Genomic DNA, 24,116 nt, shown 5'->3' with positions numbered 1-24,116 from the left:
CTCGAGAATAGCACTTTATTGCACGATAAGGTTCTCCTGGTGCTTCACAGCCCAACGCATCACAATAAAGCCGGCAGCGGTCACATCATGAACGCTGCCGGCTGCTTCTTTCGATCTGTTTATCGCGGCTTGCTTCCTAATCTGCCCGGCTAAGCTCACGATAACGGGTGGGAGTCATGCCCTCGAGCTTTTTAAAGATCCGGTTAAAGTAGCTGTGCCGATATCCGACTTGTTCGGCGACCGTGTTAATTTTCATCTCCGATTCCCGAAGAAGCTCCTTCGCTTTTTCCAAACGCAGCTCGGTCAAATAATCGATAAAGTTTTTGCCGGTGACCTGTTTGAATGATTTGCTCAGGAAGAACGGGTTCGTGCCGATGTGGTCGGCGCAATTGTCGAGCGAAATGTCGTGCATATAGTTTTGCTGCATGTAGATCATGGCATGCTCAATCAGCCGTTTGACCTGGCCATCCGTTCGGGTCGTCAGCTCCTTCATGAAAGGAGCGATCACCTTCACTTGGAACCATTCCCTGGCGCCGGCAGGTTCTTTAATCTGGGAAAGCTGCTCATACAGGTTGGCGCCCTTGAACAAACGATTCGGCTGAATACCGGATACGAGAATCGCATGCTGGATGGAACCCAACAAATGAAGCATCCCCTGCTGGACATCTATCGCTTTTGCTTCCTGCACGGACAGCGCATTCTGGAATTCGACGAGCAAGGCGTTGGCATCCGCCTCCTGTCCGGTTCGAAGCGCCTGAAGAAATTCTCTTTCCAGCGTAAAAGGGTACTTCGGTTCGGACGAATCCTCGAAATTCAGCTGCTCCATTTCGATAATCTGGTTATCGTTATCGAATTTGCGGAAGCTGGCTGCGTGTTTCACGCCTTCAAATGCGAGCGGAATGTCGCTTACACGGCTGGTAGCCTGGCTGATCGCCACCGTGACCACCATGTTCAGCAACCGGTTAACCGTCTGCGCAAGCTTTTCGCAAAACGATTTGACCGTTTCTGTACATGGCTCCCCTTCCGGCAAGATGAGCAGCACCCCTGATCCAAGATCATGGAAATTGATCGTGCTGCTTTGCTCGAAATACGAATCCGCCAGCTCTTCGATCATGTTGACGGATGCAAAGGTGACGAGTCCCTCGTCGCCAAACTTGAACTTCCCTTCCATGCTGGCGATCCCGGTAAGCTGTACGTACAGCACGACAAATTGCTTGCCACACACCTGCCATTTATACCGCTCCATCCGTGACCTCAGGTCCTCCTCCGTATAGGCGTACAAATAGCCCTGAAGGAGCTGATGGAGAAAGCTTTCCTTCACATGCGGCAGCTGCTCGAGCCACTTGGCGTTCAGCTCCCGACTCTCCCTGCTTAAATGCTGCCATTGCCGCTCGATTAGCGTAAACTCGTCCTCCCGGCCTCCGCCCGACAAGGAGGCGCTTGGCAGCAAATCCTTCATCAACCTTTTTACAGGCAAGTACATTCGGATCGATGCAAGCCAAGCAAGCCCTACTGCCAGCAGGAGAGCGCTCAAGCTGACCGTCAAAATGACTTTGGATATAAAAACGACCGGTGCCGTTATATTGGTGATCGGCGAAGCCGACACGTACAGCCAGTTATCCATGATTCGTGCGAAATAACCGTACGTGACCGCATAGGTCTTGTCGTTCCATTCATAAAGAAACGAGCCTTCCTTGTTCACGTTTGACTCGACCTCGCTCCTGACTGCCTTTACGAACGTCGAATCTATCGAGCTCCCGTTGGCGGATACGTATAGATGACTGCTCGGCTCTGTTAGAAAATTTTCGCCGTCGGCATAAGGGGTAATCGTCTGCAGTGCTTCCGCGACTTGATCGCTGTCCAAGCGGACGATCAAGGCTCCAATCGGTTTTTGGCTGCCGCCTGGAACGAGATGCACAAACGTCAATTCCCGTTTTCCCGGCTGATCGGGATCCAGCGTTAGCTGTGTCCAATACGTCGTTTTTCCTGCGTCAAGCAGTTGGTCGTATAGCTTTATGACACTTGTATCATGTAAAGCGGAATATTCCGGATAAAACAATACCGGCTGGCTTCCGCGCAAATAGAGGCTGACGTTACGAATCATCGTATTGGAGCCCTGCATGACGAGCAGCGTATTCGTAATATCGCGGGTCTTCTCAAAATCACGCACGAAATCGCGTTCTCCGAGCGAATAATCGAAGCTCGTATCGAACGCCCAATGCGCCAGCATCATTTCGAGATTGGACAGCTGTTTATTCAGGTTCTGCGACCGCTGCTCAATCTGGTTGTTATGGAGCTTCAGCAGCTCCTTTTCCAGCTTACCACCGGCCATCGAATATACGAGAACCCCGGTAATTATGCCGGGAATTCCGGCAACAAACAGGAACATGATTAAACTTTTCCTATAGAAGCTGCCAGATCTCCCGGATAATCGGGCCAATAACATTTTCCATCCATTCATCGTCAGCTCACCAACCATATCTAAAATTAGTTTTGCCTTCCCTTGTTAGGTGGTCCTTTGCCTTTCAGATATGTAAGCGTATTCAAATTTAAAACCGCGAAATAAAATCGACTGTCTTAATTAGCATAACGCGGTCCTACTAATAAAACCTGCATGTTTTCAGAGTAAATTGTTTAAAAAACAGAGAAATTCCAAAAAACCGGCCATCGTGGAGTCTTGGCTACAAAGTTGCTACCGTCATTTTGCGGGAACTCTCGGAAGAAAAATTCGGATAGAGAAAAAAGAGGCCGCTGGCCTCTTTTTTCCGCTGAACGTCACTGCTCAAATGACCTCGCCTAGGATTTGGACGCTGCGTACAGCTCGTTGATTTCCTTCACGTAATCGTTGCCGCCGGATTTTTTCCACAGTTCGATTGCATCGCGCCAGCCTTGCTCGTCGATTTGGCCAACGATGAATTTAATGCGCGCATCGTTAATAATATTGCCAAGCTGTTGTCCTTTTTGTGAATACACCTCCGAAATAAACGGCTCCGCCGGATTGGCGACGATGGTTTCCCGGTTTTTCATTTGAACCTCTGTTTGTTTTAAGCGAAGCGGTGTCTGGGCCACTTGCAGCCCTTTTCCTTCAGGAATGTAAGGTACCATCTGGTTAAGACCTTCGACTTCAGACTCGAGCAGCACGGAGTCCGTACTTCTTTCCAGCGTTGTATCGTCGATCTTGGTATAATGCACGCCTTCAAGGCCGAAGCTGGTCAGCGTTTGCAGGTCAGGCTCGTTCAGCTGGTCTAGAAATTTCAGAATGCGGTCGACCTCCTCCTCAGTCTTCACACTCGACTTCGGAATGGCCAATAGGCCGGCAAAACCGGAGGTAGGCAGCGTACGAATTTGACCATCCGCACCGGTTACTGCACCGAACACATCCATGTAATGCTCCCTTGAATCATTGCCAGCCGCCGCGTTCGCCGCCTTGATTTTGTCGTCGACTCGAGCCGCTCCGTCGACGACGTCGATAATCACGCCGGCCTGCCCGTTAACAAGCGGATCAGTCCACTTCGCCGAATCCATGACGGCAAAATCTTGGTTGACGAGTTTTTCGTCATACAGCTTTTTCATGAACTTGAGCGCTTCGAGATATTCATCGTATTCGAACTCCGGTACGAGCTGGCCATCCCTTTCGCCCCAAACGTTAGGTGCACCGAACCACAGTTTGATCTGGTCGAAGCCCGCTCCCCAGCCGGCCGTCCATTTGACCATAACCAATCCGTACGTGTCATCTTTACCATTGCCGTCCGGATCCTTCTCTTTGAACGCTTTCAGCATGTTGTAAAAATCGTCGATCGTTTTCGGCTGCTCAAGTCCGACGTTCTCCAGCCAATCCTGGCGGTAATAAACGCCGTTGCGGCCAAGCTCGCGCCCGCGATATACGCCGTACGTTTTGCCGTTAATCGAGGAGTTGTTCAGAATGATTTCGCTGGCCTGGCTGAGGTTCGGATAATTTTTGAGTTTGTCGGTCAAATCCCAGAACGCCCCCGATTTTACCGCGCTAACGAAACTCGGGCCCTTTGAGTCCGGCACGTAAATGATTTTCGGCAAATTGCCCGAGGCAAGCGTAATGTTGAATTTATCCGCATAGGAAGCGTTAGGCACCCATTCGAAATGAATGTCCGTGCCGGTCAGCTTCTCGAGCTCAGCCGCTACGGGACTGTCGTCCTTCGGATAGTTCGTTTTAAAAATCGGGAGCATGATGTTCAGCTTAAACGCTTCCTGCGTATCTGCGGAAGCGCTTGCAGGGGGAGCCGCCGTCGAATTGTTGGAAGAGTCTGTGCCACCGCTGTTTTTACCGGACGAGCAGCTTGCCAGCAGAACGATACAAACCGTGCCTAGAATTAGAAATGTGGAAGCACGTTTCGCCTTCATTGTCTTTTTCTTCATTAAATAGCCTCCCTTTATTATTAAGATCATATTGCAAACCGCATGAGCTCCAAGCAAATCGATCAGCGCGTCTAGGGTATTAACAACAGAGCCTAAGCGGAATCACACATTTGGAAAAACAAACTTTAGCCTTTGACCGAGCCAAGCAGGACGCCTTTGGCAAAATGCTTTTGCAGGAACGGATACACACACAAGATCGGAACCGTGCCGACAACGATGACGGCCATTTTGATCGATTGATCCGGCGGCTGCACGAAATTAGGGTCCATCGAGTTCAAATCGCCTGCAGCCGCTTGCGACAGCAGAACGATCTGGCGCAGCATGACCTGCAGCGGCCATTTTTCCGGATCGTTAATATACAGCAGTGCCGCAAAGAAATCGTTCCAATGCCCGACGGCGTAAAACAACGTAAACGTAGCGAGGACGGGCATTGAAAGCGGCAGCACGATCCGCCCTAAGAGGCCAAGCTCGGAGCAGCCGTCGATGCGGCCGGCCTCCTCGATCTCCTTCGGAATTTCCTGAAAAAAGTTTTTGACGATGATCAGATTAAACGCGCTGATCGCCCCTGGCAGCATGAGAGCCCAGAGCGAATCAAGCAGGTTCAGCTCCTTCACGACCAGATAAGTCGGAATCATGCCACCGCCAAACAGCATGGAGAAGATAACGAGATTCAGCACCAGATTCCGGCCGTACAACCCTCTCTTGGCTAAGGAATAGGCCATCGTGACCGTGAAAAACAGGTTGACGAGCGTGCCGATGACCGTTATGTAGACGGAGACGCCGATGCTTCTCATGATCGTATCTGTCGAAAAAATAAACTTATAAGCGTTTAATGTAAATGTTTTGGGTATGAAAAATACCGCTCTCGACGTAAGCTCCGCGTCCGAGGCAAAAGAGCCCGCAATCACGTAGACGAAAGGGAGCACGGCAGCCAGCCCGAACAACGATAGCACGATGTAGTTGGCAGCATCGAACGTGACACCGGCCGCGGATTTGTATTGCTTGGCCATGGATTGATTCCCCTTTCTTGCTTATCAGTAAAGCCCGGATTGGCCGAACTTTTTCGCCAGCCAGTTCGTGCCGAGCACCAGCGTTACGCCAACAATCGATTTAAACAGCCCGACAGCCGTACTGTAGCTAAAAGCGCCTTGTGTAATGCCCATCGCGTATACGTATGTGTCGAACACTTCGCCTACCGAGCGGTTAAGCGGATTCAACATCAGATAAATCTGTTCGAAGCCGTTGTCCAGCACGCTGCCCATCCGCAAAATCAAAAGAATTACGATCGTGCTGCGGATCGCCGGCAGTGTGATATGCCAGATTTGCCTCCAACGGTTTGCCCCGTCAATCGTCGCCGCTTCGTACTGCTCCACATCGACGGCCGCCAGCGCCGCCAGGAATATAATCGTTCCCCAGCCGCATTCCTTCCAGATTGTCTGCAAAATAATCACGGGGCGGAACCAAGACGGATCGGACAGAAATTGGATTTTGTTCCCCGTATATTGGAATAGCAGTTCGTTGACGGTGCCGCCTTCCGTGGTTAGGAACACGTACGTCAGGCTTGCCACGATGACCATCGATATAAAATGCGGAACGTAAATCATCGTTTGAATCGTGCGCTTGAAGAACGAAAGCCTTACTTCGTTTAACAAGAGTGCCAGTATAATCGGAGCGGGAAAAAAGAAGATGAGATTATAGAACGATAGCAACAGCGTATTACGCAGCAGCATTAAAAACTCTGGATTGTTAAAAAACAGGCGAAAATGCTCGAAGCCTACCCATTCGCTTTTCAAAAAGCCGGTAAACGGCTGATAGTTTTGGAATGCCAGCATGACCCCCCACATCGGCACGTATTTAAAAACCAAAAAATAAAGCAAGCCTGGGAGCAGCAGCAGGTAGAGCCATTTGTCCCTGCGAAGCCTCGCCGCGAAGCTCGTGCGGTGCTCCGCCTGCTTGGACGTTTGCGGGAAATCCCTTTGAGCCGTAGCTTGCTTCATCATTCACCACCTCCATATGTCGTTCATCACCTCGCGAGCGGTGTGGCCTTATTATGCGGCAGCGCTTTCTTTTCCCGCAATGAGACATTTTTGAAGAGTAAAAAAGCCTCGTTTTTCGGCATTTTTAAAGAAAGTGCAAAGTCGGCAAACGAGTGGAAAAGACGCGTAGCCTCTGTATAAACAAGCACTTCTCACTGAAACAAAAAAAATAAAACCTCCAAGTACTGGAAGTTTTATTGTGTAGTATTGTCTTATTCAACTAAAGCCCCCGTTAGCTTTATAAGGAATGTTAGCTTCATTTGTAAAGTTAGCACCAGCCCATTCCCCCTCAATCTTAAACAACTCATACACAGCCTTATGGTCTGTAGGCGGTTCATCTATCCAATTTAGCAGAGTGCGAATGATTGATTCTTTTTCTGGAAAGTGATGAAGAAAGACTTCAGACTGTTCGTGAAGTCGTGTCGTCCAAATCTGAGAACGCTCCATCACCATTGAATAGTATGTTCGAATGAGTTTACGAGCGAAGCTTTGTGTAATTTTTTTAAAATCTTCTCCAGAAGCTGTTGTTAACCTTGTTAACGTCCGATTAAGAACCTCATTAATATCACCATTAAAACGGATGGCTATCTCTGATGTAAGTTGATAAGGACCAAATCGTTCACCTAGATCCTCTCCATATACACAAACACAGAATTCCTTAAGAAATGCATTTTCGTAATAATTTGAGGGGTCAAGCGTATAGTCATAATAGGCTACAGCTATACCAACATCCCGAACTATAAAGCGATAATTATTAGATAGTTCTCCATCAAATTTCTTTAATTCAGCTAACTTATCAGATCTTAATTTGGTATTGAACATCGCGATAAGGTCTAAATCTGATTTAATTGCAATCGCTTCTCCTCTGGCTACGCTACCGTACACATAAACACTATGCAAATGTTGATGAAATAAATGTTTAAGGCTCTCGATCGATTCATGAATGCAAGTCGCATAGACATCCGCAATTTTGTCTTTACTCACATCGCTTACAATAAAGCCATTATGGTCTAGGCCATAACCCGCTTTTAAAATCCCTATTTCAATCACCAACTTTCCTTTTACCCAGCATTTTCCTAAAATTTTAGCACCAAAATCATGTGACTGAAAAGCGAGTAGGACGCTCCATCGGCTTCTTTAAAATGGCTTAACGACCATAAGCACCAATATGGCGATCATCAACAGCTGTGCTGCCGTCTCGACGGGTACGATCTTTTTGATCAGCAGTCCGAACTCGGCGGGTATATCATTACCCTGCTCTTGACTTTCAGATAGGATCTTAATGATCTTTTTCATACGAGGCTCGATCCATCCGTCAATCATGACGACCATGAGCAGCGATAAAAGGATGGATACATTCAGCCACATTTGGGATAACCCCATCTTAGTTATGATCATAAGCCAAATCCCGGTTAAAATAAGTACGGCTCCGCCAATTTTAGGCATGATGGCAAGCTTGGTCGCTACACCAAGAGTAAAGTGCAGCTGGCCGACGGTTCTTGCCGATCTACGAATGATGGGCAGCACGAAAGCGGGGCCAATAATGGCGATCGAAGCCAATATATGCAAAACGAGCAGTAATCCAAACAAACTCATGCTCCCCCTTCTCCTCAGCGCACCGATATCTTGCTTTGATAGGCTAGACCGACCCTTTTCCTCATAAACGCTCCTCCGAGCTCAAGATGGTTAAGCATACACATGACGACATCGTCATAAGCAACATTCAGCTCTTGAAATCGGCTGAACAAGTGACCAGCTATTTCTGCCTCGGAATATTCCTTCATCGTCTCCGGCATCGGAACGGGCAAGGTATCCGTTGTTACATGCAGATGAACCGGCTCTGGTTGCTCGATCGAATCCATCATGGTTCCCGGACACATTATGGACCAATCGAGCCCAGTCCGTTGCAGCCTCTCGAAATTCCGGTTGTGATTTTTATACTCAGGTGGGAACCCGGGTAAATTGTTGCCGATAAGATCGGTATATGGAATATCCAGCAGACCGGCTCCTCCCATGACCCATACTCGCCCAGAGAAACTAGGCTGGATTTCACATTGGCTTATAATGTTATCGACGATACGAACAAACTCTTCTCCCTGGCCCGCATGGCCGGCTGCAATAATAGCGGCGTCTTGATTCACGAGCGCTTCACTGACACTTACCGGGTTCATCATATCGTCTACGATCACCTTCACATGCTTTGCGGAATGCTCACCTAGTTGATCATAAAGCTTCTCAGAATTTCGCACAAATGCGGTCATTTCATGCCCCATTTTTATCCCTTGTGCCAGCACTCTTTTCCCTGTATTCCCCGTCGCTCCAAAAACAATAATGTTCATTGTTCTTTCCTCCTCTTTTAGGGTCCCAAATTTTGGTTAACTCAAGCTTAGCATCACTTCAAAATGATGTTAAGAACCCACTTTAAAGTAGGGTACTTACTTAAAAGTAAGCATGCAGAAAGGGATACATAATGGCGGAGGTTGGGAGGAAGGGGGAATTTTAGACAGATTGGCGACAATTCTACTCTAATAGGAGTTTTGTTATCCATTCATATCAGGATTGTGCACTGTAGGTAAACAAAAAGCTGCCCGGAATCCCGTGGCAGCTTTTTGTTTTGAGTTGATTGAATTCGTGTACAAGTTCATTGAACCAGCTTTATGACGCTGGCTCTTCATATTTCCGCTTATTATGATTTTCTCCCCAAGAACACATAATTTCTGCTACAGGAATCAATGTTCTGCCGTATTCACTAAGAGAATATTCCACTTTTGGAGGGATAACCGGGTGAACCGTTCTATCGACTATGCCTTCTCGTTCCAAATCTCGGAGATGTTGTGAAAGCATTTTTTGTGAAGCATCAGGTATAAGCTTTTCCAGATCGTTGAACCTCTTCTTGGATTCAATCAAATGCCATAAAATCATGGGCTTCCATTTACCGCCTAAAACATGAATGAGTGTCTCAATTGGACATTCGCGCTGATGAATCATAATTGAATCATCCCCTTACTTTTAAGTAAGTGCATTACCTATAATTGACATAACAAAATTTTATGATAGCTCTACAATCAAGTCAATCTCAGACGTCCGTTTCCGTCCTGTCATCAAATGATAGATGATTAAAGGCTTCCATTTCCCCCCCATTACTTCTAAGGCCGCCTCCACTCCAACTTTATACTTCTTTTGAACGTTATTTTTCCTCTTCTCAGTCATCTCTCATTCCCCCGTTAAAAGCCTGTGGTTTTTCTAGGAACATAAGATTCATTTCAGTCCGTTACTCAGGTAAGTTTCTAGGGGAACTGTCTAGGGCACTTCGATGTTTCTAGGGCACCTGTATCATCCTATAGAACTTGAAAGTGCGTACTTCCTGATAATTTTATTACTGTTTATAATAGCATCAGCCATTGATCGTGGCTATAAGATAGCTGTTGAGAAATGAGAAAGGTAGTGAAGATACAAGTATGTTGTTTCCCACCCAAGAAAAGATTCCCTGACCTTTAAGGTTGCCGATCGTTTCGTAAAAGGTCTTACCGCGTCGGGCCACGACTATGAGATCTTGGATTTACACGAGATTGGTTTTGACCCTGTTTTAAAAGGAGTAGATGAACCTGATTGGTCAGCAGAGGAACAGTCCTTTTCCCCTGAAGTAGAACTGGAAATAAGGCGAATGAAGAAGCACGATGCCTTGGCATTTATTTTTCCAATATGGTGGTGGCATTTGCCTGCCATGCTAAAAGGTTATATAGACCGTGTATGGAACAATGGGTTTGCGTACGGTTCAAACCAGCTCCATCATCAGCATGTCTTGTGGATTGGTTTGGCTGGCGTTTCGAAAGAACAGATGAAAAAGCGTAACTATGATGAAATGATGATTCATTTGCTCAATGTGGGAATTGCAGATTATTGCGGTGTATCCAATTCCAAGGTTGAATTTTTATACGAGACCTTAGATTCCAATCCCAAGCATTATGAGATGCTGCTTAACCAAGCTCATCACTTAGGGTTGAATTATGCGAAGGAACAGTAAGCTTGAGATTAAGTCTGAACTGACTGATTGCTTTAGTATGCGTTTACTTTAAAACCTACTTCTTTCATCAGATTCGGATAAAACCAAAGACAGAAATTCGACTCGGCAACCTGCTCCCTTCGGTGATTGAGCTACCACACCCGCTGTAAACTGTTCTGAGGTGTTCATTCCAAAGTATCGAATCAATTTCCAAACTTCACCATCTGATGAGTAGTAAAAAGAAATAAGTTGATCATTCTTCGTTATTTTTAAATAAGGATTGCTTACTAATACACGCTCAGAATTACAATCATCCGACAAACCGTTCTGCGTAACAACAGACACGATCGTAGCATACTCACCGTTGAACTCTAAACAAAGCTTAGCCCAATTGTTCTCATCTGCCATCAACATCAGACACCCGGAATCATACAATTCGTTCATGTTTACCTGAAGCTGCGTTATAAGCTGAAATGTTGAATTCACCTGGATGTGCAGAAAAGGTGCTGAATGAGCTACATGTTTACCTCCAGGGTCTTTGAAAAAGTCAGCTTTCGTTGGAGCATCAATGATTAGCCTGTCATCTGCTGTAAACTCCCAATGTTCAGGTTCATTTAACCACGTTAAATTCTTTCTTGTTTCTGGCTGAAATAAATTCTTAATCATAACTCATCTCCTCTATTGAATTAACTTTCATTTCTTACGATGGGATGTTCAAGTTCAGCATGTCCCATGAGACTTTCAACCACATCACCATCTTTCGTGGTCGAGATCGCTTTATCTGAGGCGCGTTGTTTAATGAAACCTGTTTATTGTACGAAGCTAATTTTAATATGACAATATTCTACATAAATCCATATTTCCCCTTCTTAATATATCATTAATATCCCAAACTCAAGCGTCAGTTGTTCCCATCTTTAAAAATAAGTTACAATGACACATGGTAGTAAATACCTGTAACAACACTATTTTTCTTGGAGGATTTCATGAAACTCACTACCTTTTTTCCTTATCGAAACGATGCAAGAAAGATACTGATCCCTTATTTAAATCAATTGACTGAGGAACAGTGGCATGCAAGGCATCCGGATCATCCGAATTCGATCGCTTGGATCGTTGAGCACATCGCGCGCAGCGAAGACGAATGGATTAACGTGATCGTACTTAAGGGAGAGCGACGACTTCAACGAGTCTTGGATCGTCCTCAGCAAATTTTGCAGGCATACATCGACATTCGAGACCACACAGACCAGAAACTCGACTTTATGGAATACGATGAACACGAGCCAGTTGTAGAGCTCCCTCGTTTTTCAGACGGTTGGGAACCGCCTTCGCCGCCGACGCTACGATGGATCATCCATCATGTTTTCGATCATGAGTCGTACCATGTCGGTCAAATCGGCGTCATTGCACGTTTAAACGGATTCGCAGGTCCTCTCTTCTGAATGTAATGACTCGATAGCTAATCGTACGAAGTTCTTGTCCATTTCGGTAATCGGTACAATGTCTTGTCCCCCGCTCGAGACAAGAAATTGTACCGATATAATGAAAAAGCCGCTAATATAGCGACTTTCAACAAAGGCCATGTAGTTGTACCTCGACATCAGGACCAGCCGGATCGCTTTATAAGGTTAGTTACAAGTTCTTCGTCGAAGACGATTCCGAAACCCGGCGTGGCCGGAATAAGAATCTCTCCGTTTTCGATTCGATAGTCTGAAACATCCATTCCTTCGATTGTAATGTCGTCATATTCCACAAATTCGAAGTTCCGCACCGCGGCTGACAAATGTCCAGACGCGTAAATACCATAGGCATTTCCGTAACAATGAGGCGCAGTCCGCAAACCATGGGCATCCAGCTTCTCGCCTAATTCCATCCAATGCGTGAAACCGGGCCTGATGATATCGTACTGCAGCACATCGACAAGGCCGCGTGTCGCCCACTCAATTAGATGCGGCGAGGCAAGCCCTTCCCCATCCACGATAAGCACATTCTGCCCGCGTTGCCGGAGCCATTCCTTCAGGTCCTCGTACAAGGCATCATCCTCATGGAACGCTTCTTCCAGCCAATACAAATTTACATCCGCTAAAGCCGCCAAGACCTCTTTGGTTAAGTTCAAATTATATGCATTATTCGCATCGATCATGATCTTACCTGTGGGACCTGCTACCTCAGAGATCCCCCGAACGATCGCGATATCTCGTTTCGTCCCTTCCCAGAGTGGCATATGGCGTCCGCCACGGCCAACCTTAATCTTAAAATGACGTTGGCCCTTCGCATAACCTTGCATCGCTTCTTCCTGCATCAACGCGACTGCGGACCTCTCATCGGGCAAATGCAAATCGTCGAAGTACAGTGAGGTATCATAGCAGGGAACAACCAATGGGACTCCTCTTTCCATGTGGACACCGGACACCAAGTCATACACGGGTTTGTCTTGTCTTTTGCCTAACCAATCGAGCACTGGGTATTCCAATTGCAAACGATACGCTTCGAGCAGTCTGCCCCGGTCATCGAATAAGTCGAGCAATCGGCGGCCTATGATGTCTTGTGCCCATTCCGGCGTCATGTGAATCGAGCTACCGTACCCTGTTTGTCCATCGATTGTTATTCTGGCGATATCCACGGTGCAGCTTTTGCCATGAATGCCGATCCTGCCATTGGCCCCCGCGCTTCTGGCTCGTTCTCCCGTTAACTTGGCGAATTCGATCTTTTCCACTTTCCAATCAGATTGTATACCCGTAATATTCATAGAATCCTCCTTCACCGACTCGACGGTTTCATGTCCCGATGTGATTCGTAAGCAGAACACCATATTATAGAATTATACTGTTAGAAGATAAGAACATTCTTCTTCCATTGGAAATCTGTAAATGACCTTTCACTTCAATTGCTGTTTCCAGCCCAATATCCCACTTTTACTTTGTTTTATCCGTATCCTTCTTTATGGCTTTGTTACCCTCTTGATCCAGAGATTCTTGATAGATGTCAGCGTAAGTTTTTGAATCTTTGATTAGATCGTCGCAGAAAGCCGCTACGTCACTGCCCGTCACTTCGAGCACGCCTTTCCTTAAGGCCGCACCCTCTTCAAAAAGATCAATTATCCCCGAAAGCAAACCCGTCCCGTCCGTTAGTTCAACAGGACCGACCTTAAAGAGATATTTTTGAATCTCTTTATAAACAATCTGATAATCTTTCGGGAGCGCTTTGACACGCGCCACGTGCGCTCGCCACTCTTTTTTGCCTTCAATGATATCTTGGATTCTCATTTTCATCCTCCTATTTGCCTAATTTTTTAGCGATATTGTTGTTGAGTTGCTTGCGCCACTTGTCGCGAAAAGAATTTGCCTCATCGATGCCGGCCAGCGCTGAACAGAAACCTTTGATATCGTCACCCAAAACCTCTTCGATACTCTGTCCGTCTGCCGCCGTTTCTTCGAGCAGGCCAAGCACACCGTCAAGAATGGGCATGAGGTTGCGACCGGTGAAATCTGAGTGCGGCCAAAGATGCGCATTAATTTTTTCCCATGCCGTTTGATAATCAGGCGGTAACTTTTTGGCTCTCAATTCAAAAGCATTCATTTCCTTAGTCATATCGCTGCCGGTGATTTTCTCCCAAAAATTCATTATTTTTTCTCCTTTAACTCGTTAATTTTTTCCCGTTGCTATTCTGTATCACTGGTATAAAGTAATACATATTACAGCTATAAAGTAACACGCAGTAGGTGGATTGTCAATAGCGTTTGTTCTGATGTCGATTGTACATTTTCAACTATTCTGCCGTAGTCCTTGGGGACAAGAACTTGCACCCTTAAAGGAAAAAAGCCGCTAAAATAGCGACTTTCAGCGGGAGCATGTTTTGTCCCCCGGCAATAATAGTCAAACCCTGTTATCCGTTGTTCAAATTCAAATATGTTTACCGCTAAGCTTCTGTGGCTGTAAGATATTAGCCTTCCTAACGGTTTACATTGGATCTAGCAATATGGGCATTTGCCCAATCCGCATGGTCGTAGCCAGTGCCGTCTCCGCCATCAGTAACGACCAGTTTCAGTACGTTTGCACCGGAGATATCCGCATGAACTTTTTTGACGGAATCAGATCCGGTAATAAGCCCGCTGTCATATACTTTCTCGCCGTCTGCCCAAATTTGAAAGACGACCGAGCCTCTATTTCCCACTTCATCATCGATTCCGATATCTGCGGTAAACGTTGAGAAGTTGCCGCCTATATAATAAGCAATCTCAGCATTCGCATGCACACCTAAGCCTTTCGTATATTTTTCGCCGCCAATCGTTATGGTTTTTCCGTCGTCTTTTGCTTTTTCACCGTTGCTTTGATCCCGTTCTACGGGACCCCAATGATTAGCGGAATGAATCCATTCCACATCACTTACATATGAATCGGCAGCTGGGAGCCGTTCTGGTATCCAGACTATGGGGTCGGCACTCCATTCTGTTTGCTTATTGTTTTCCCCATATTCAAATGAAACGGTTGCCTTTAAATTTGCGAATCCAGGCTCAGCAGTATCTGGGGGCGTCACACGCCAATCCGTTTCAATCGAACTTCCAGGCGAAAGATTCGTGACCAGAGGATCATTTACTGCCTCTACGTTCCAACCATCGGGGGCCGTTAAGTCCAAATGGATGGCCTCGATTGTGTTTTGTCCATAATTTGTAAAGGTTGAAGTTAATAGAGCAGTTTCACCCGGAATAACATAGTCATTACGATAAGAAAATGTTGTTGCCGATTGGACATCAATCGTGTAATGCACTTCAGGAATCCATTGTTTACGGTAAAAGTCGCGTCCCTGGACTACGACCCTGTCATCGTAAATTTGCACATACAATCCTTGGCTTTCGTCCCAGTTTACTGTCGGTGCGAAGGTTGTATAATAGACAGAAGCTGTATTGATACTCGTAAATTTATTCTGTGTTAGGTTAATATTTGGAAGTCGCATATCCCGGTGAGTATGGCCAGTGAATAAAATAACTTGCGGATACTTCGAGAAGAGATCGGTTAGACGCTTTTCTGCTGTTTCATGTACGGCGGAAAGAGGTTGATGAAGAAAAACAAACATAGGCTTCTCGCTCTTACTACGCTTCTCCAACGTATCTTCCAGCCAATTCAACTGCTCGTCGCTCAGATAGGCATGGTCTTTGGCGGGCGAATCGACTGGCCCCCAGCTTTCAGAGCCAAGGAATATAAAAGGATATCCTTTTACGATTTTCTCGTAGTACACATGCTCCTCTTCGATAAAGTCTGCGAACCGACTGGTGTTCACTTCATTTCCTTCTCCATTAAAAAACTCATGATTCCCAATGGTCATATACAAATTCTTCGGTTTAGCAGATTGATCAAGAAGTTCGCGAGCCTTTGCATATTCTTCGGGAAAACCGTTATTCGTTATATCTCCGTTGATGACCATAGCATCTGCCAGCGGATCAGTGGCATGAAGGTCTTGAAGCGCTTTCAATAGTTTGTTATGCGAGAACGATGTATCCCTAATATGCAGGTCACTGATCACTTGAAAGGTTGCTTTTGGTTTTTTTACATTTGCATTTGTGTCCCCTTGGGTTGATTGTGCGTGCGCTGGAGCAATCAGGGGGATAAGCATACAAGCGGCTAAACCGAGACAAGCAATTACTTTTTTCATTATTATACCCTCCTCAAAACCTTCATATATTTTTCATTTCGCTTTTCTCGGTACAGCTACTGCGGACAATAAGTTTTGTCGGCAAATAGCTGATCAATGGCAATGGTATCCCCCCTTCCATGCGCTGAAGCAGTAATTTGACTGCGATTCTCCCCATTTCCTCCTTGTGTACCTGTACCGTTGTTAACGGAGGGTTAATGAATTCTGACATTTCGACATTATCAAAAGAAACAACAGATATATCATTTGGAATCGATAGCCCATATTCACCAATTGCCTTATACGCCCCGAATGCCATTTTGTCGCTAGCTGTAAATACGGCCGAAGGCGGACTCTGCGTGTTTAAAATTTTTTTCATGGCTTCATAGCTCTTGGTCAGATCAAAGCAGCCGTCTTGAACCCACTCCGGAACAATTTTAAGATGGTTCAACTCCATCGCTTCTTTATAACCATAGTAACGTTCCTCTTGGTCAATCGGCATTCCAACTTGAGAGCTTCCGCCAATATAAGCAATATTTCGATGACCGAGATCTACCAAATATTGAACTGCTTGCATTGCCGCATGACGAAAATCCACCGTAACATAATCCATTTCCAACTTAGGTATACCGCCCACCGATATAACAAATGGAACCCGCTTATTCAGCTCATTTATAAAATCATGCTTAAGCGGTCCAATACAAATAACTCCTAAGTCACTCTCGTTCATATTCCCGAATAAATTGAAATTAAAAATATCCTGCACCTCAAATGTAAAGTCCAATATACATTCTTGATCAAGCAATTCTTTTTCGATTCCGTATATAATTTCTGAAAAATATGGATCCTGGTATTTAGCTTTTACATCATATAAAACAAGTCCCACCCTCATTGGAACCTTTTTATTCTCTGAAAATTTTTCGTTTTTTTGCAGTGAATTGTTAAACTTATGGTAACCCAGGTCCTTGGCAACTTGAATAATTCGCAGGCGGGTTTGGTCGTTTACAAGTGCTGGCGAGTTTGCGTTGTTTAAAGCCCTCGAAACCGAAGAAATAGATACATTTGCATGATCAGCAATGTCTTTTAAAGTTATTTTCATATCGGCATAACACCTGTCTGTTATAGTTTTGGAAAGCGCTTACCTCCCCTTTGTTGCAATCTTATACTGCGTTGGCAAATTATTCAATGTTTTTTTTGCGCAATTTTTCACTTTTTTGCTGCAAATAAAAATTGCGATTGCCCACTTGATCACTTGAGTAAGCCCTCTACTTCTGCCAGTTAGCCTCTGAACAAGAACTTATACCCTCAATGCAAAAAAAGCCGCTAATTTAGCGACTTTCAATGGGACAATGTACTTGTCCCTCGACTTTACTACTATCTTTTATCCTTCAATCTTTAATCACTTTCACTGAATTACCACCAACAACCATCATGTTGTCCGGTACATCCTTAGTCAGCACGGCTCCTGATGCGATAATGACACGGATGAACCTTTCATTTTGATGAAGAACTGCAGTTCATATCATACTCGGAAGATGTCTATTTGAAGAAGGAACCGCGGCGGCCCCTTGTTTATCATTGTTAAGCTCTTAATCCTGGGATGAATCCTCATCCATGCGAACGGCAGAATCAAAAACACTATCTTGCGGAACGCTCGTGAGATCCAGCTTTTGCTTCACCTGATCGTTGATATCCCCATACCAGGCCTCAAAGGAGTCATCCAACTGCTCTTCTCGATTACGATCCTCGTTCACATCCGAATCAACTTCGATTTTATTGCCTAATTCCCCATAGTCGTCTTTGGGATGGATCATACTCTATACTTCAGCTCCTTCGCATACGGATTGTATTAAATTTCCCTGTAAAAGTAATTCTATACATATCTGCTCTTCCATCTCCGGCGCACAAACATCGTTACTATAAAAAAAAGCCGCTAATTTAGCGACTTTGCATGGTACTTTATTCTTGTCCAGCGACATGTTTCTACATTCTACCGCGACTTATCGAATAACCCTCTACGAATCAAGTTTGCTGTAACCGGCGTCTTTCCGATTTCTCGAGACCATATTGACAATTGACCGATATGGTGAATTTCGTGGGCGATCACGTGCCGCATCACTTCACCGAATGTAAAGCTTTCCTGCTCTCCGTTTTGGTTTGTATCATACATGATACGGTCTTCCAAGCTATCATTCCAAGCGTAGATGAAGGGTGCAATTTCCGCATGGCTTCGTGCCGAATAATCTCTTAATCCCTGCACGCTGGCACAATCCTCGAACGAAGGGATTTCCAGCTCTTTCCCTTGCAAATCCCCGCACAACCAGGCATATTCAACTGTCACGATGTGATAGAGTGTGTAGAGAATGCTTCCTATGCCCCCGGTGCGTCTTTTCAACAGTTCTTCCTCACTCACCGTATCGCACCAGTCAAACCAATCTTTGCGAACTTGCCAGTTATACTCGAACAATTTCAACATGTCACAGCCTCCTGTAATACAACTTTGTTGCTTCTAACATGATTCGCCATATAATCCTGTTATCCTCCAATCTGTGAAGATCCCTGATCCCGCACATATGGATAACAAACATATCTCCTAGGATAATTGAATCCACCGTATGGTCAGCAACTGGAAGATGCTCAATTTCCCCTAAACGAAAATCTGTGTTCACGAAATTCCCCTTCGTTGCATTGTTACGAGCCCGGCTAACCATTTCAGGTGTCATGACCACACCGATCACTGACCCTGTCTCCCCCACCTGTCGGGATGCTAAAAAGCAGTCAAACCCACCATCGCTGCCTAAGTCCAGTACCACTTCACCAGGAATTAACGACGCGATAGCTTGCGGATTGCCGCACTTAACCCCAGATTTGCACCATCAGGTACCGAGTCTAATTCTTCATTTGAGTAACCTAATTTGCTTGAAATTGTATTAACGTCAGAAGATGTAGTGCAGCAGCCAGTTGCTTATATATTGGGATGGCAACACGATTCAGCATTTGCTTCTTGAACGGCCACTTGCTTATACCGGCTTCGTACATTCTGGCGGATTTCATCATTATTATTTGCAAAACGCAAATGTCATTTGTGTGATTATTTGCCTTCACTTTTTGTTATCAGATCTGATTTTCCGCCGATCGAAGCCCTGGCTGGATACAAGAGCTCAGCATGCTGTCTCCGTCCTGAGACGGAGACGAAAACCATTCTGCCGCCCGTCACTCCTTAGCAAGATTTTGCGATATCTTTAGACTAACGCCTGTTAATTTACCGTTTAGTATACTTAGGCATCATCCAACAAAAGTAATTACCAGTCAAGGAATACATACTTTCTCTGTGTTCAGGCACACACCAGCAAAACCATAGTAGGAACAGAAAGGGGTAAGAATGATGAAGCTGATTTATCAATTAGAGCATGTGAATAAAACGTACAAAAAAGGAAAGGTTGTTGCTAATCGTGACATAAGCTTCGATGTACAAGAAGGTGAAATTCTCGGTTTGCTCGGTCCGAATGGAGCAGGCAAATCCACGCTAATCAAGCAGATGGTAGGACACCTTGCTCCCACCTCAGGTACAGTACGCTATAAAGGAACCAGCGTGAAGACCCAAACCAAGCGAGTTGCCCAGGAGGTAGCCTACTACTCGCAAGAGCCTCACGCCCTGACCAGTTTAAAAACCTGGGAAGCTTTATATTTTACGGGAAGATTGCGGGGGTTGACGAAAGAGTCCGCCGTAAAGCAAACAGAGGAATTGTTGGAACGCTTTGGAATGCAGGACCTCCGTCATAAGCTGCTGAAGAACGTTTCCGGTGGACAGAAGCGTTTAATCGGGATAGGAACTTGCTTGATCGGCTTTTCCCCCGTCATGATCCTGGATGAACCGACCAATGAGCTGGACCCGAAAAAGAGAAGACTCGTATGGGATCTGATTCAAGAACGGAATCGGCAAGGAGTAACCGTAATCTTGGTGACACACAACGTGCTGGAGGCCGAACAGGTCGTGGACAGAGTAGCTGTCGTAAATCACGGCAAGCTGCTCGCCATCGATCATGTCAGCGTATTAAAACAAAGGGTCGATCAGCGGATGAAGCTGGAAATTACGACCTCCTTTGGTGAAAGCGATCATGTATGCCGAAGCTTAATCGCGCTGGGACAGTGGACCAAAACGGGAGAAAACCGAATCCGGGCATTGATCGAGAAGCAGGACGCCAGCTACGCAATTGACTTCATAACAAAGCAGCATTTACCGATTGAAGAATATTCCTTAGTCCCGCCGAATCTTGAAGATGTCTATTTTCATATCGATGACGAACAGGATAAGCCTGACAAAGCGGAGGTGATCTAAACATGGAAAATACTCAACCATCTATGCAAAGCAAAGACCTGCAACTGCAAGAAGCGGTCTTTCTTCAAGAGCACGAGCAGCAGAGCGTAATCCAACGCAGAATAACAGAATGGCTGATCCTTGCCCGCATTCAATTCACGATCATCCGCGAGGCATGGGTTTGGATTTTCATCATGGCATGCATGTTTCCATTAACGACGCTGCTGTTTCTCAAATTCTTTACAGTCGACCCAACGCCGGCTGTCATGACCCGTATAATTACGGGGAATATGCTCTTCGGTTTAATCGTCATGGGACTCAATTCCATGGCGCAGGAGATATCTTATCAGAAGCACCAAGGGCACTTCACGTACTATTCGTCCCTGCCGATTGCGAAGGTAAACTTCATCTTTGCCAATCTGCTGCGCGGCTTGATCATGAGCGCCCCCTCTTTTATCATCTTGGCGATGATTGGTCAGCTGGCTTACGGCATTCAATTCCACTACAGCTGGGGACTTGTCCCTGTGTTGCTGCTCACCGTCTTTAGCGTGGTTGGCGCGGGTGTGTTGATCGGCTTCTGGTCGCCTAGCCACCAATTGACGAACATGCTGGTCCAGGCGCTGATGATGTTCATCTCGTTTTTGACGCCAGTCATGGTGGATATGGATCAGTTGCCTGCGATCCTGCAGTGGCTCTCTTATCTCTTCCCAACCACTTATGCCGCCGAGGCTATGCGGGAGGTGCTGATTTCTGGCTGGTCCGGGTCTGTCGCCTGGAACACGCTTGTACTCTTGCTCTTTTCGCTGATTTCAATCGTATTGATCTTAAAAAAGGTAGATTGGCGTGTTGAGAAGTAGGGATAAGTACTGCCCTGTCCCTCGATTAGTCGATGGAAGAGTGCTCTTTCCCTCCTTCTATGTTTAATAGTCGCTGTTCATTTTTACCGAAAAAAAACGATTCCTCGAAAAGCACCTATAGTAGATCGAATCGTACCTACTCAAACGGTTATATCAGGATAAGTCAATCACATTAGACAATCACCTAATCGGCTAACGATGGAAGTTCTTTTCCTAAACTCGGGATAAGAACTTCCATCGTATAAACAAAAAAAGCCGCGAGTTCTGCGACAACGGATGTATGTATGTTCTTTACTCTTAATCAAAGATATTGGACACTCCTTTAATTCTCTTGTTTCCTCTTCTTCTATTTGATTGAGCTATCGTTCGCTGTTAGTTGAGCGAATATTGAATTCATTAAAAAGTCTCATCAATGTCGAACCCTTGATTTCTATAAACTTGTGCCTTTCTTCTGAATCTCATATATTCATCCAAGTTCATCGATAAGAAATACGTGTCGATTATAATCCAGCTCTTGTTCAATCCATTCTTTCCCTCACTTTCTTCTTCATAATGATTAATAATTTCATCGATCACCTTTTCCCCATCACACGCTTCCTGATAACAGCTTTCTAGCGTGATATAATACCCCGTTTCAATATTCTCCCACATGTTTAATCCTCCCATTGATCAAGCGGCTCGCGGTTATTACCTGTAAGTCGGTGTTACGCATAAAACAATTATCAATTGTATTATACATTTTATTAATCTGATGCCATCCCTATAATGATGTCTATAAGCAATTATAAACGGGATGGTCCCCTTGAGTATCTCGCACATGAAAAGGGCCATATTGCGAATTGGAGGATTTTTATATGTGGGAAGAAACGGAGTTAAAAAAAAGCTGTTGATTTTTTCGTTCGAGGTGAATATTACTGTAGTCGCCAACCTGCATCCCAAGTATATGATTACGATTCTATAAAACATCTTGCTTTTGGTACACATGTTGATGGCAGAACGGACGAGTTTATCGTACATAATTCTAATTTTTCACACGTTATGGATACCGTAAATAAACTAGATGTAAAAAAAGACTATTGGCTTACCGTGTTTTCAGATCAAAATGAAAAGATGATGGCAAGGATAAAAACAACGATTATGGCAATGGATAGAACCGCAATTCGGATGCCGATCCGGACCAGCCAAAACTTTTGCGCAATCCGTTCATTGATCGACTCCATATAATAAGCTCCACCTGCAAGGAGAAAGAACAGCACATTAAAAATGTAATCTCCAGCCGATTTCGGCTCGGGGGTGTAAGCTTGGAATCCAATGTTATTTCTCATGCTTTCATCCCTAGCGAAAACCGCCATGATGGCAGCCATGATGATGTGTAATACCAAAAAACAAATGATAATCGTCCCGACCATCGATATGCCCCCTATTAATGTAAAGAATCGATTTACAGTAGAAATTTCCTTTTTTAAATATAGAGGAAGAGCAGCTGCCAGGGCAAGCTGCTCTCATCGATGTCGAGACACAGTCGATTTCCAACAGTATTCTGTAATCTTATAAGCGGCTCTTCGGTGGCCGCAGCGCCCACGAAAAGATGTTTAGTGCAGCGTATGAGAGCGGGAGGATCAGATTAAATCCGTAGTCACCATAATCGTTAGCAAATGCATGGGATAATGCCGCACCCGTCATTAAAAAGAAGATACCAGCGTGAACCCATTCTTTAAGTCGAGGTAAACCTGGCACGACGAGAGCGATGGCTCCAAGCACTTTCCAAATCCCGAGAATGGTCAGGACGTATAATGGGTAGCCCAGATTCGTCACCAACTCGAGGTTTCCTCCAAATTGCATCAGTTGTCCGATACCACTTAACATAATAGCTGCTGCGAGCAGCGATGTGACTGTCCAATAAGTTACCATTTTTCCGACAGGACGGGCATTTACTTTCATAGTTGTTTCCACACTGGTCATTTTATTCATGGGTTCCCACCTCATCAGTATAATTTTTCTTAATTACAAAGAACGAGCCCCGAATGGTTCCGGCTAATTTTGACTTCTGCCTAGCAAACTTAAACTTCCCTTCTAATTCCTCCGGTACCTCCATCCCTTCCGAAAGCTTAAAACCAACGGCTCGCTTCTTAGGGTCATCAACCGTATACATGACATTGATTCCAAGACCATTCTCATAAAATACATAGGCAAATTGGATGTTTTCCACTTGAAAACGCGACGTTTCTAAAGGTTTAGTCGCAAACTCAAGATGTCGTTCTTCTTTCAATATTCGATTCACATACTCAAGGGTCTCCTGGCTCTCGCTGGCGGGTACAACCGTAAATTCATGCTTATACTTGTTCATAAAGTAACGGGCTTCATTCGCTCGTAAACCAGCAAGCGCTTCTGCTACGGGTGAAGATTCTAAACCAACGGTAGATACATTTTTAAAATCAATGATATTGGACATTGTTATCCCTCCTTATTTCCTGACAACGGGAATCCACATTTCACCAACTACTAGGCCGGTTTCGCTGACTCATCTCACCGTTGCGTTTGGCCCGCCAACGATACGCGAAATCTTTGGCTTCCGGCAAAACTTGACCAAAGGCAACACCAGCAAGCATATTACTCAACTCATCAGCCGTCTTCCCTTCCCCTTTTACTACGAGGTATTCCCCTTTAGGAAACTGAATAACTCGGGTTGCTTCGGGCACCGGTTTCTCTGTCGTCTTCTTTAAATTTTCTTTTTACTTGATGGGTTTATCATAGTCTTAAATCATGTCAAAAAGTGATACTGTTTAGGGAGCGATGAAAAAATCATAAATAGGCCGCCGATTTATTGCTGTCGGCAGCCTACCCCAGATGATTATGGATCTATAGTTTCTAAAACAAA

At 45.2% G+C, this 24,116-nt stretch carries 23 protein-coding genes and 5 pseudogenes; 4 read left to right on the top strand and 24 right to left on the bottom strand.

From position 1 onward, the window contains the following. Window positions 1-136 precede the first annotated feature (136 nt). From AK95_RS05685 to AK95_RS05645, 9 genes and pseudogenes are all read right to left on the bottom strand, one after another. A complete protein-coding gene (locus AK95_RS05685) occupies window positions 137-2,461 on the bottom strand; it encodes a helix-turn-helix transcriptional regulator (protein ID WP_083397535.1) in 2,325 nt (774 codons plus the stop codon). A gap of 335 nt (window positions 2,462-2,796) precedes the next feature. After that, the gene (locus AK95_RS05680) at window positions 2,797-4,392 is read right to left on the bottom strand and encodes an extracellular solute-binding protein (protein ID WP_071219007.1); all 1,596 of its coding nucleotides are present in this window, start codon (window positions 4,390-4,392) and stop codon (window positions 2,797-2,799) included. Between the two features lie 125 nt (window positions 4,393-4,517). Then, window positions 4,518-5,402 (bottom strand): carbohydrate ABC transporter permease, encoded by an 885-nt coding sequence (locus AK95_RS05675; protein WP_071219006.1) that lies wholly within the window; start codon window positions 5,400-5,402, stop codon window positions 4,518-4,520. A 24-nt stretch (window positions 5,403-5,426) separates the two neighbouring features. Then, complete coding sequence (locus AK95_RS05670) at window positions 5,427-6,389, bottom strand: ABC transporter permease (RefSeq protein ID WP_071219096.1); 963 nt, start codon at window positions 6,387-6,389, stop codon at window positions 5,427-5,429. A gap of 255 nt (window positions 6,390-6,644) precedes the next feature. Continuing rightward, a complete protein-coding gene (locus AK95_RS05665) occupies window positions 6,645-7,478 on the bottom strand; it encodes a nucleotidyltransferase domain-containing protein (protein ID WP_235613003.1) in 834 nt (277 codons plus the stop codon). A gap of 87 nt (window positions 7,479-7,565) precedes the next feature. Next, window positions 7,566-8,024 carry a DUF2269 family protein gene (locus AK95_RS05660; protein WP_071219005.1) on the bottom strand — a complete coding sequence of 153 codons (459 nt, stop codon included), beginning with the start codon at window positions 8,022-8,024 and terminating at the stop codon, window positions 7,566-7,568. 14 nt (window positions 8,025-8,038) lie between these two features. Then, window positions 8,039-8,767, bottom strand: a complete 729-nt coding sequence (locus tag AK95_RS05655; protein WP_071219004.1) for an NAD(P)-dependent oxidoreductase — start codon at window positions 8,765-8,767, stop codon at window positions 8,039-8,041. Window positions 8,768-9,083: 316 nt separating this feature from the next. Beyond that, window positions 9,084-9,416: a winged helix-turn-helix transcriptional regulator gene (locus AK95_RS05650; RefSeq protein ID WP_071219003.1), complete on the bottom strand. Its 333-nt coding sequence runs from the start codon at window positions 9,414-9,416 to the stop codon at window positions 9,084-9,086. Between the two features lie 84 nt (window positions 9,417-9,500). Then, window positions 9,501-9,638, bottom strand: a pseudogene (locus tag AK95_RS05645) (winged helix-turn-helix transcriptional regulator); the annotation flags it as partial. 250 nt (window positions 9,639-9,888) lie between these two features. Here AK95_RS05645 and AK95_RS05640 point away from each other — a divergent pair. After that, window positions 9,889-10,452: pseudogene (locus AK95_RS05640) on the top strand (NAD(P)H oxidoreductase); the annotation flags it as partial. A 48-nt stretch (window positions 10,453-10,500) separates the two neighbouring features. Here the strand turns inward: AK95_RS05640 and AK95_RS05635 are convergent. Next, entirely contained in the window at window positions 10,501-11,097 is a 597-nt protein-coding gene (locus tag AK95_RS05635) for a DUF1349 domain-containing protein (protein WP_071219001.1), read from the bottom strand. Between the two features lie 320 nt (window positions 11,098-11,417). On the opposite strand from AK95_RS05635, the gene AK95_RS05630 reads away from it, so the two are divergent. Next, the gene (locus tag AK95_RS05630; protein WP_071219000.1) at window positions 11,418-11,876 is read left to right on the top strand and encodes a DinB family protein; all 459 of its coding nucleotides are present in this window, start codon (window positions 11,418-11,420) and stop codon (window positions 11,874-11,876) included. Between the two features lie 158 nt (window positions 11,877-12,034). Here the strand turns inward: AK95_RS05630 and AK95_RS05625 are convergent, their stop codons facing one another. The 9 genes and pseudogenes from AK95_RS05625 to AK95_RS33800 all read right to left on the bottom strand — a co-directional run. Next, window positions 12,035-13,183: an enolase C-terminal domain-like protein gene (locus AK95_RS05625; RefSeq protein WP_071218999.1), complete on the bottom strand. Its 1,149-nt coding sequence runs from the start codon at window positions 13,181-13,183 to the stop codon at window positions 12,035-12,037. 166 nt (window positions 13,184-13,349) lie between these two features. Then, window positions 13,350-13,700 carry a DUF1048 domain-containing protein gene (locus AK95_RS05620; protein WP_071218998.1) on the bottom strand — a complete coding sequence of 117 codons (351 nt, stop codon included), beginning with the start codon at window positions 13,698-13,700 and terminating at the stop codon, window positions 13,350-13,352. 10 nt (window positions 13,701-13,710) lie between these two features. Continuing rightward, complete coding sequence (locus AK95_RS05615; protein ID WP_071218997.1) at window positions 13,711-14,058, bottom strand: DUF1048 domain-containing protein; 348 nt, start codon at window positions 14,056-14,058, stop codon at window positions 13,711-13,713. A gap of 328 nt (window positions 14,059-14,386) precedes the next feature. Continuing rightward, complete coding sequence (locus AK95_RS05610; RefSeq protein ID WP_071218996.1) at window positions 14,387-16,084, bottom strand: NPCBM/NEW2 domain-containing protein; 1,698 nt, start codon at window positions 16,082-16,084, stop codon at window positions 14,387-14,389. A gap of 22 nt (window positions 16,085-16,106) precedes the next feature. Further along, complete coding sequence (locus tag AK95_RS05605) at window positions 16,107-17,162, bottom strand: LacI family DNA-binding transcriptional regulator (RefSeq protein ID WP_071218995.1); 1,056 nt, start codon at window positions 17,160-17,162, stop codon at window positions 16,107-16,109. A 289-nt stretch (window positions 17,163-17,451) separates the two neighbouring features. Next, a pseudogene (locus AK95_RS34040) lies at window positions 17,452-17,544 on the bottom strand (acetyltransferase); the annotation flags it as partial. A 108-nt stretch (window positions 17,545-17,652) separates the two neighbouring features. Further along, window positions 17,653-17,877: a hypothetical protein gene (locus tag AK95_RS05600; protein ID WP_071218994.1), complete on the bottom strand. Its 225-nt coding sequence runs from the start codon at window positions 17,875-17,877 to the stop codon at window positions 17,653-17,655. Window positions 17,878-18,053: 176 nt separating this feature from the next. Next, window positions 18,054-18,539: a DinB family protein gene (locus AK95_RS05595; RefSeq protein ID WP_071218993.1), complete on the bottom strand. Its 486-nt coding sequence runs from the start codon at window positions 18,537-18,539 to the stop codon at window positions 18,054-18,056. Window positions 18,540-18,660: 121 nt separating this feature from the next. Next, window positions 18,661-19,139: pseudogene (locus tag AK95_RS33800) on the bottom strand (methyltransferase domain-containing protein); the annotation flags it as partial. 306 nt (window positions 19,140-19,445) lie between these two features. On the opposite strand from AK95_RS33800, the gene AK95_RS05585 reads away from it, so the two are divergent. Together AK95_RS05585 and AK95_RS05580 are read left to right on the top strand one after the other, a co-directional pair. Beyond that, a complete protein-coding gene (locus tag AK95_RS05585; protein WP_201259357.1) occupies window positions 19,446-20,402 on the top strand; it encodes an ABC transporter ATP-binding protein in 957 nt (318 codons plus the stop codon). A gap of 2 nt (window positions 20,403-20,404) precedes the next feature. Beyond that, window positions 20,405-21,238, top strand: a complete 834-nt coding sequence (locus AK95_RS05580; protein WP_071218990.1) for an ABC transporter permease — start codon at window positions 20,405-20,407, stop codon at window positions 21,236-21,238. Window positions 21,239-21,634: 396 nt separating this feature from the next. On the opposite strand, the gene AK95_RS05575 is transcribed toward AK95_RS05580, so the two are convergent. From AK95_RS05575 to AK95_RS05555, 5 genes and pseudogenes are all read right to left on the bottom strand, one after another. Then, entirely contained in the window at window positions 21,635-21,889 is a 255-nt protein-coding gene (locus tag AK95_RS05575; RefSeq protein ID WP_071218989.1) for a hypothetical protein, read from the bottom strand. A gap of 446 nt (window positions 21,890-22,335) precedes the next feature. Beyond that, complete coding sequence (locus tag AK95_RS05570) at window positions 22,336-22,647, bottom strand: hypothetical protein (RefSeq protein WP_071218988.1); 312 nt, start codon at window positions 22,645-22,647, stop codon at window positions 22,336-22,338. Between the two features lie 139 nt (window positions 22,648-22,786). Then, window positions 22,787-23,209, bottom strand: a complete 423-nt coding sequence (locus tag AK95_RS05565; protein WP_071218987.1) for a DoxX family protein — start codon at window positions 23,207-23,209, stop codon at window positions 22,787-22,789. Further along, window positions 23,202-23,690: a phage tail protein gene (locus AK95_RS05560; RefSeq protein ID WP_071218986.1), complete on the bottom strand. Its 489-nt coding sequence runs from the start codon at window positions 23,688-23,690 to the stop codon at window positions 23,202-23,204. Before AK95_RS05560 ends, AK95_RS05565 begins: the two co-directional genes overlap by 8 nt. 12 nt (window positions 23,691-23,702) lie before the next feature. After that, a pseudogene (locus tag AK95_RS05555) lies at window positions 23,703-23,949 on the bottom strand (effector binding domain-containing protein); the annotation flags it as partial. Between the last annotated feature and the right edge of the window lie 167 nt (window positions 23,950-24,116).

This window comes from Paenibacillus sp. LC231, from assembly GCF_001860525.1.
Lineage (GTDB): Bacteria > Bacillota > Bacilli > Paenibacillales > Paenibacillaceae > Paenibacillus_AQ.
Note: the sequence above shows the minus strand (reverse complement) of the source record. Positions and strands in the feature narration are given on the sequence as shown.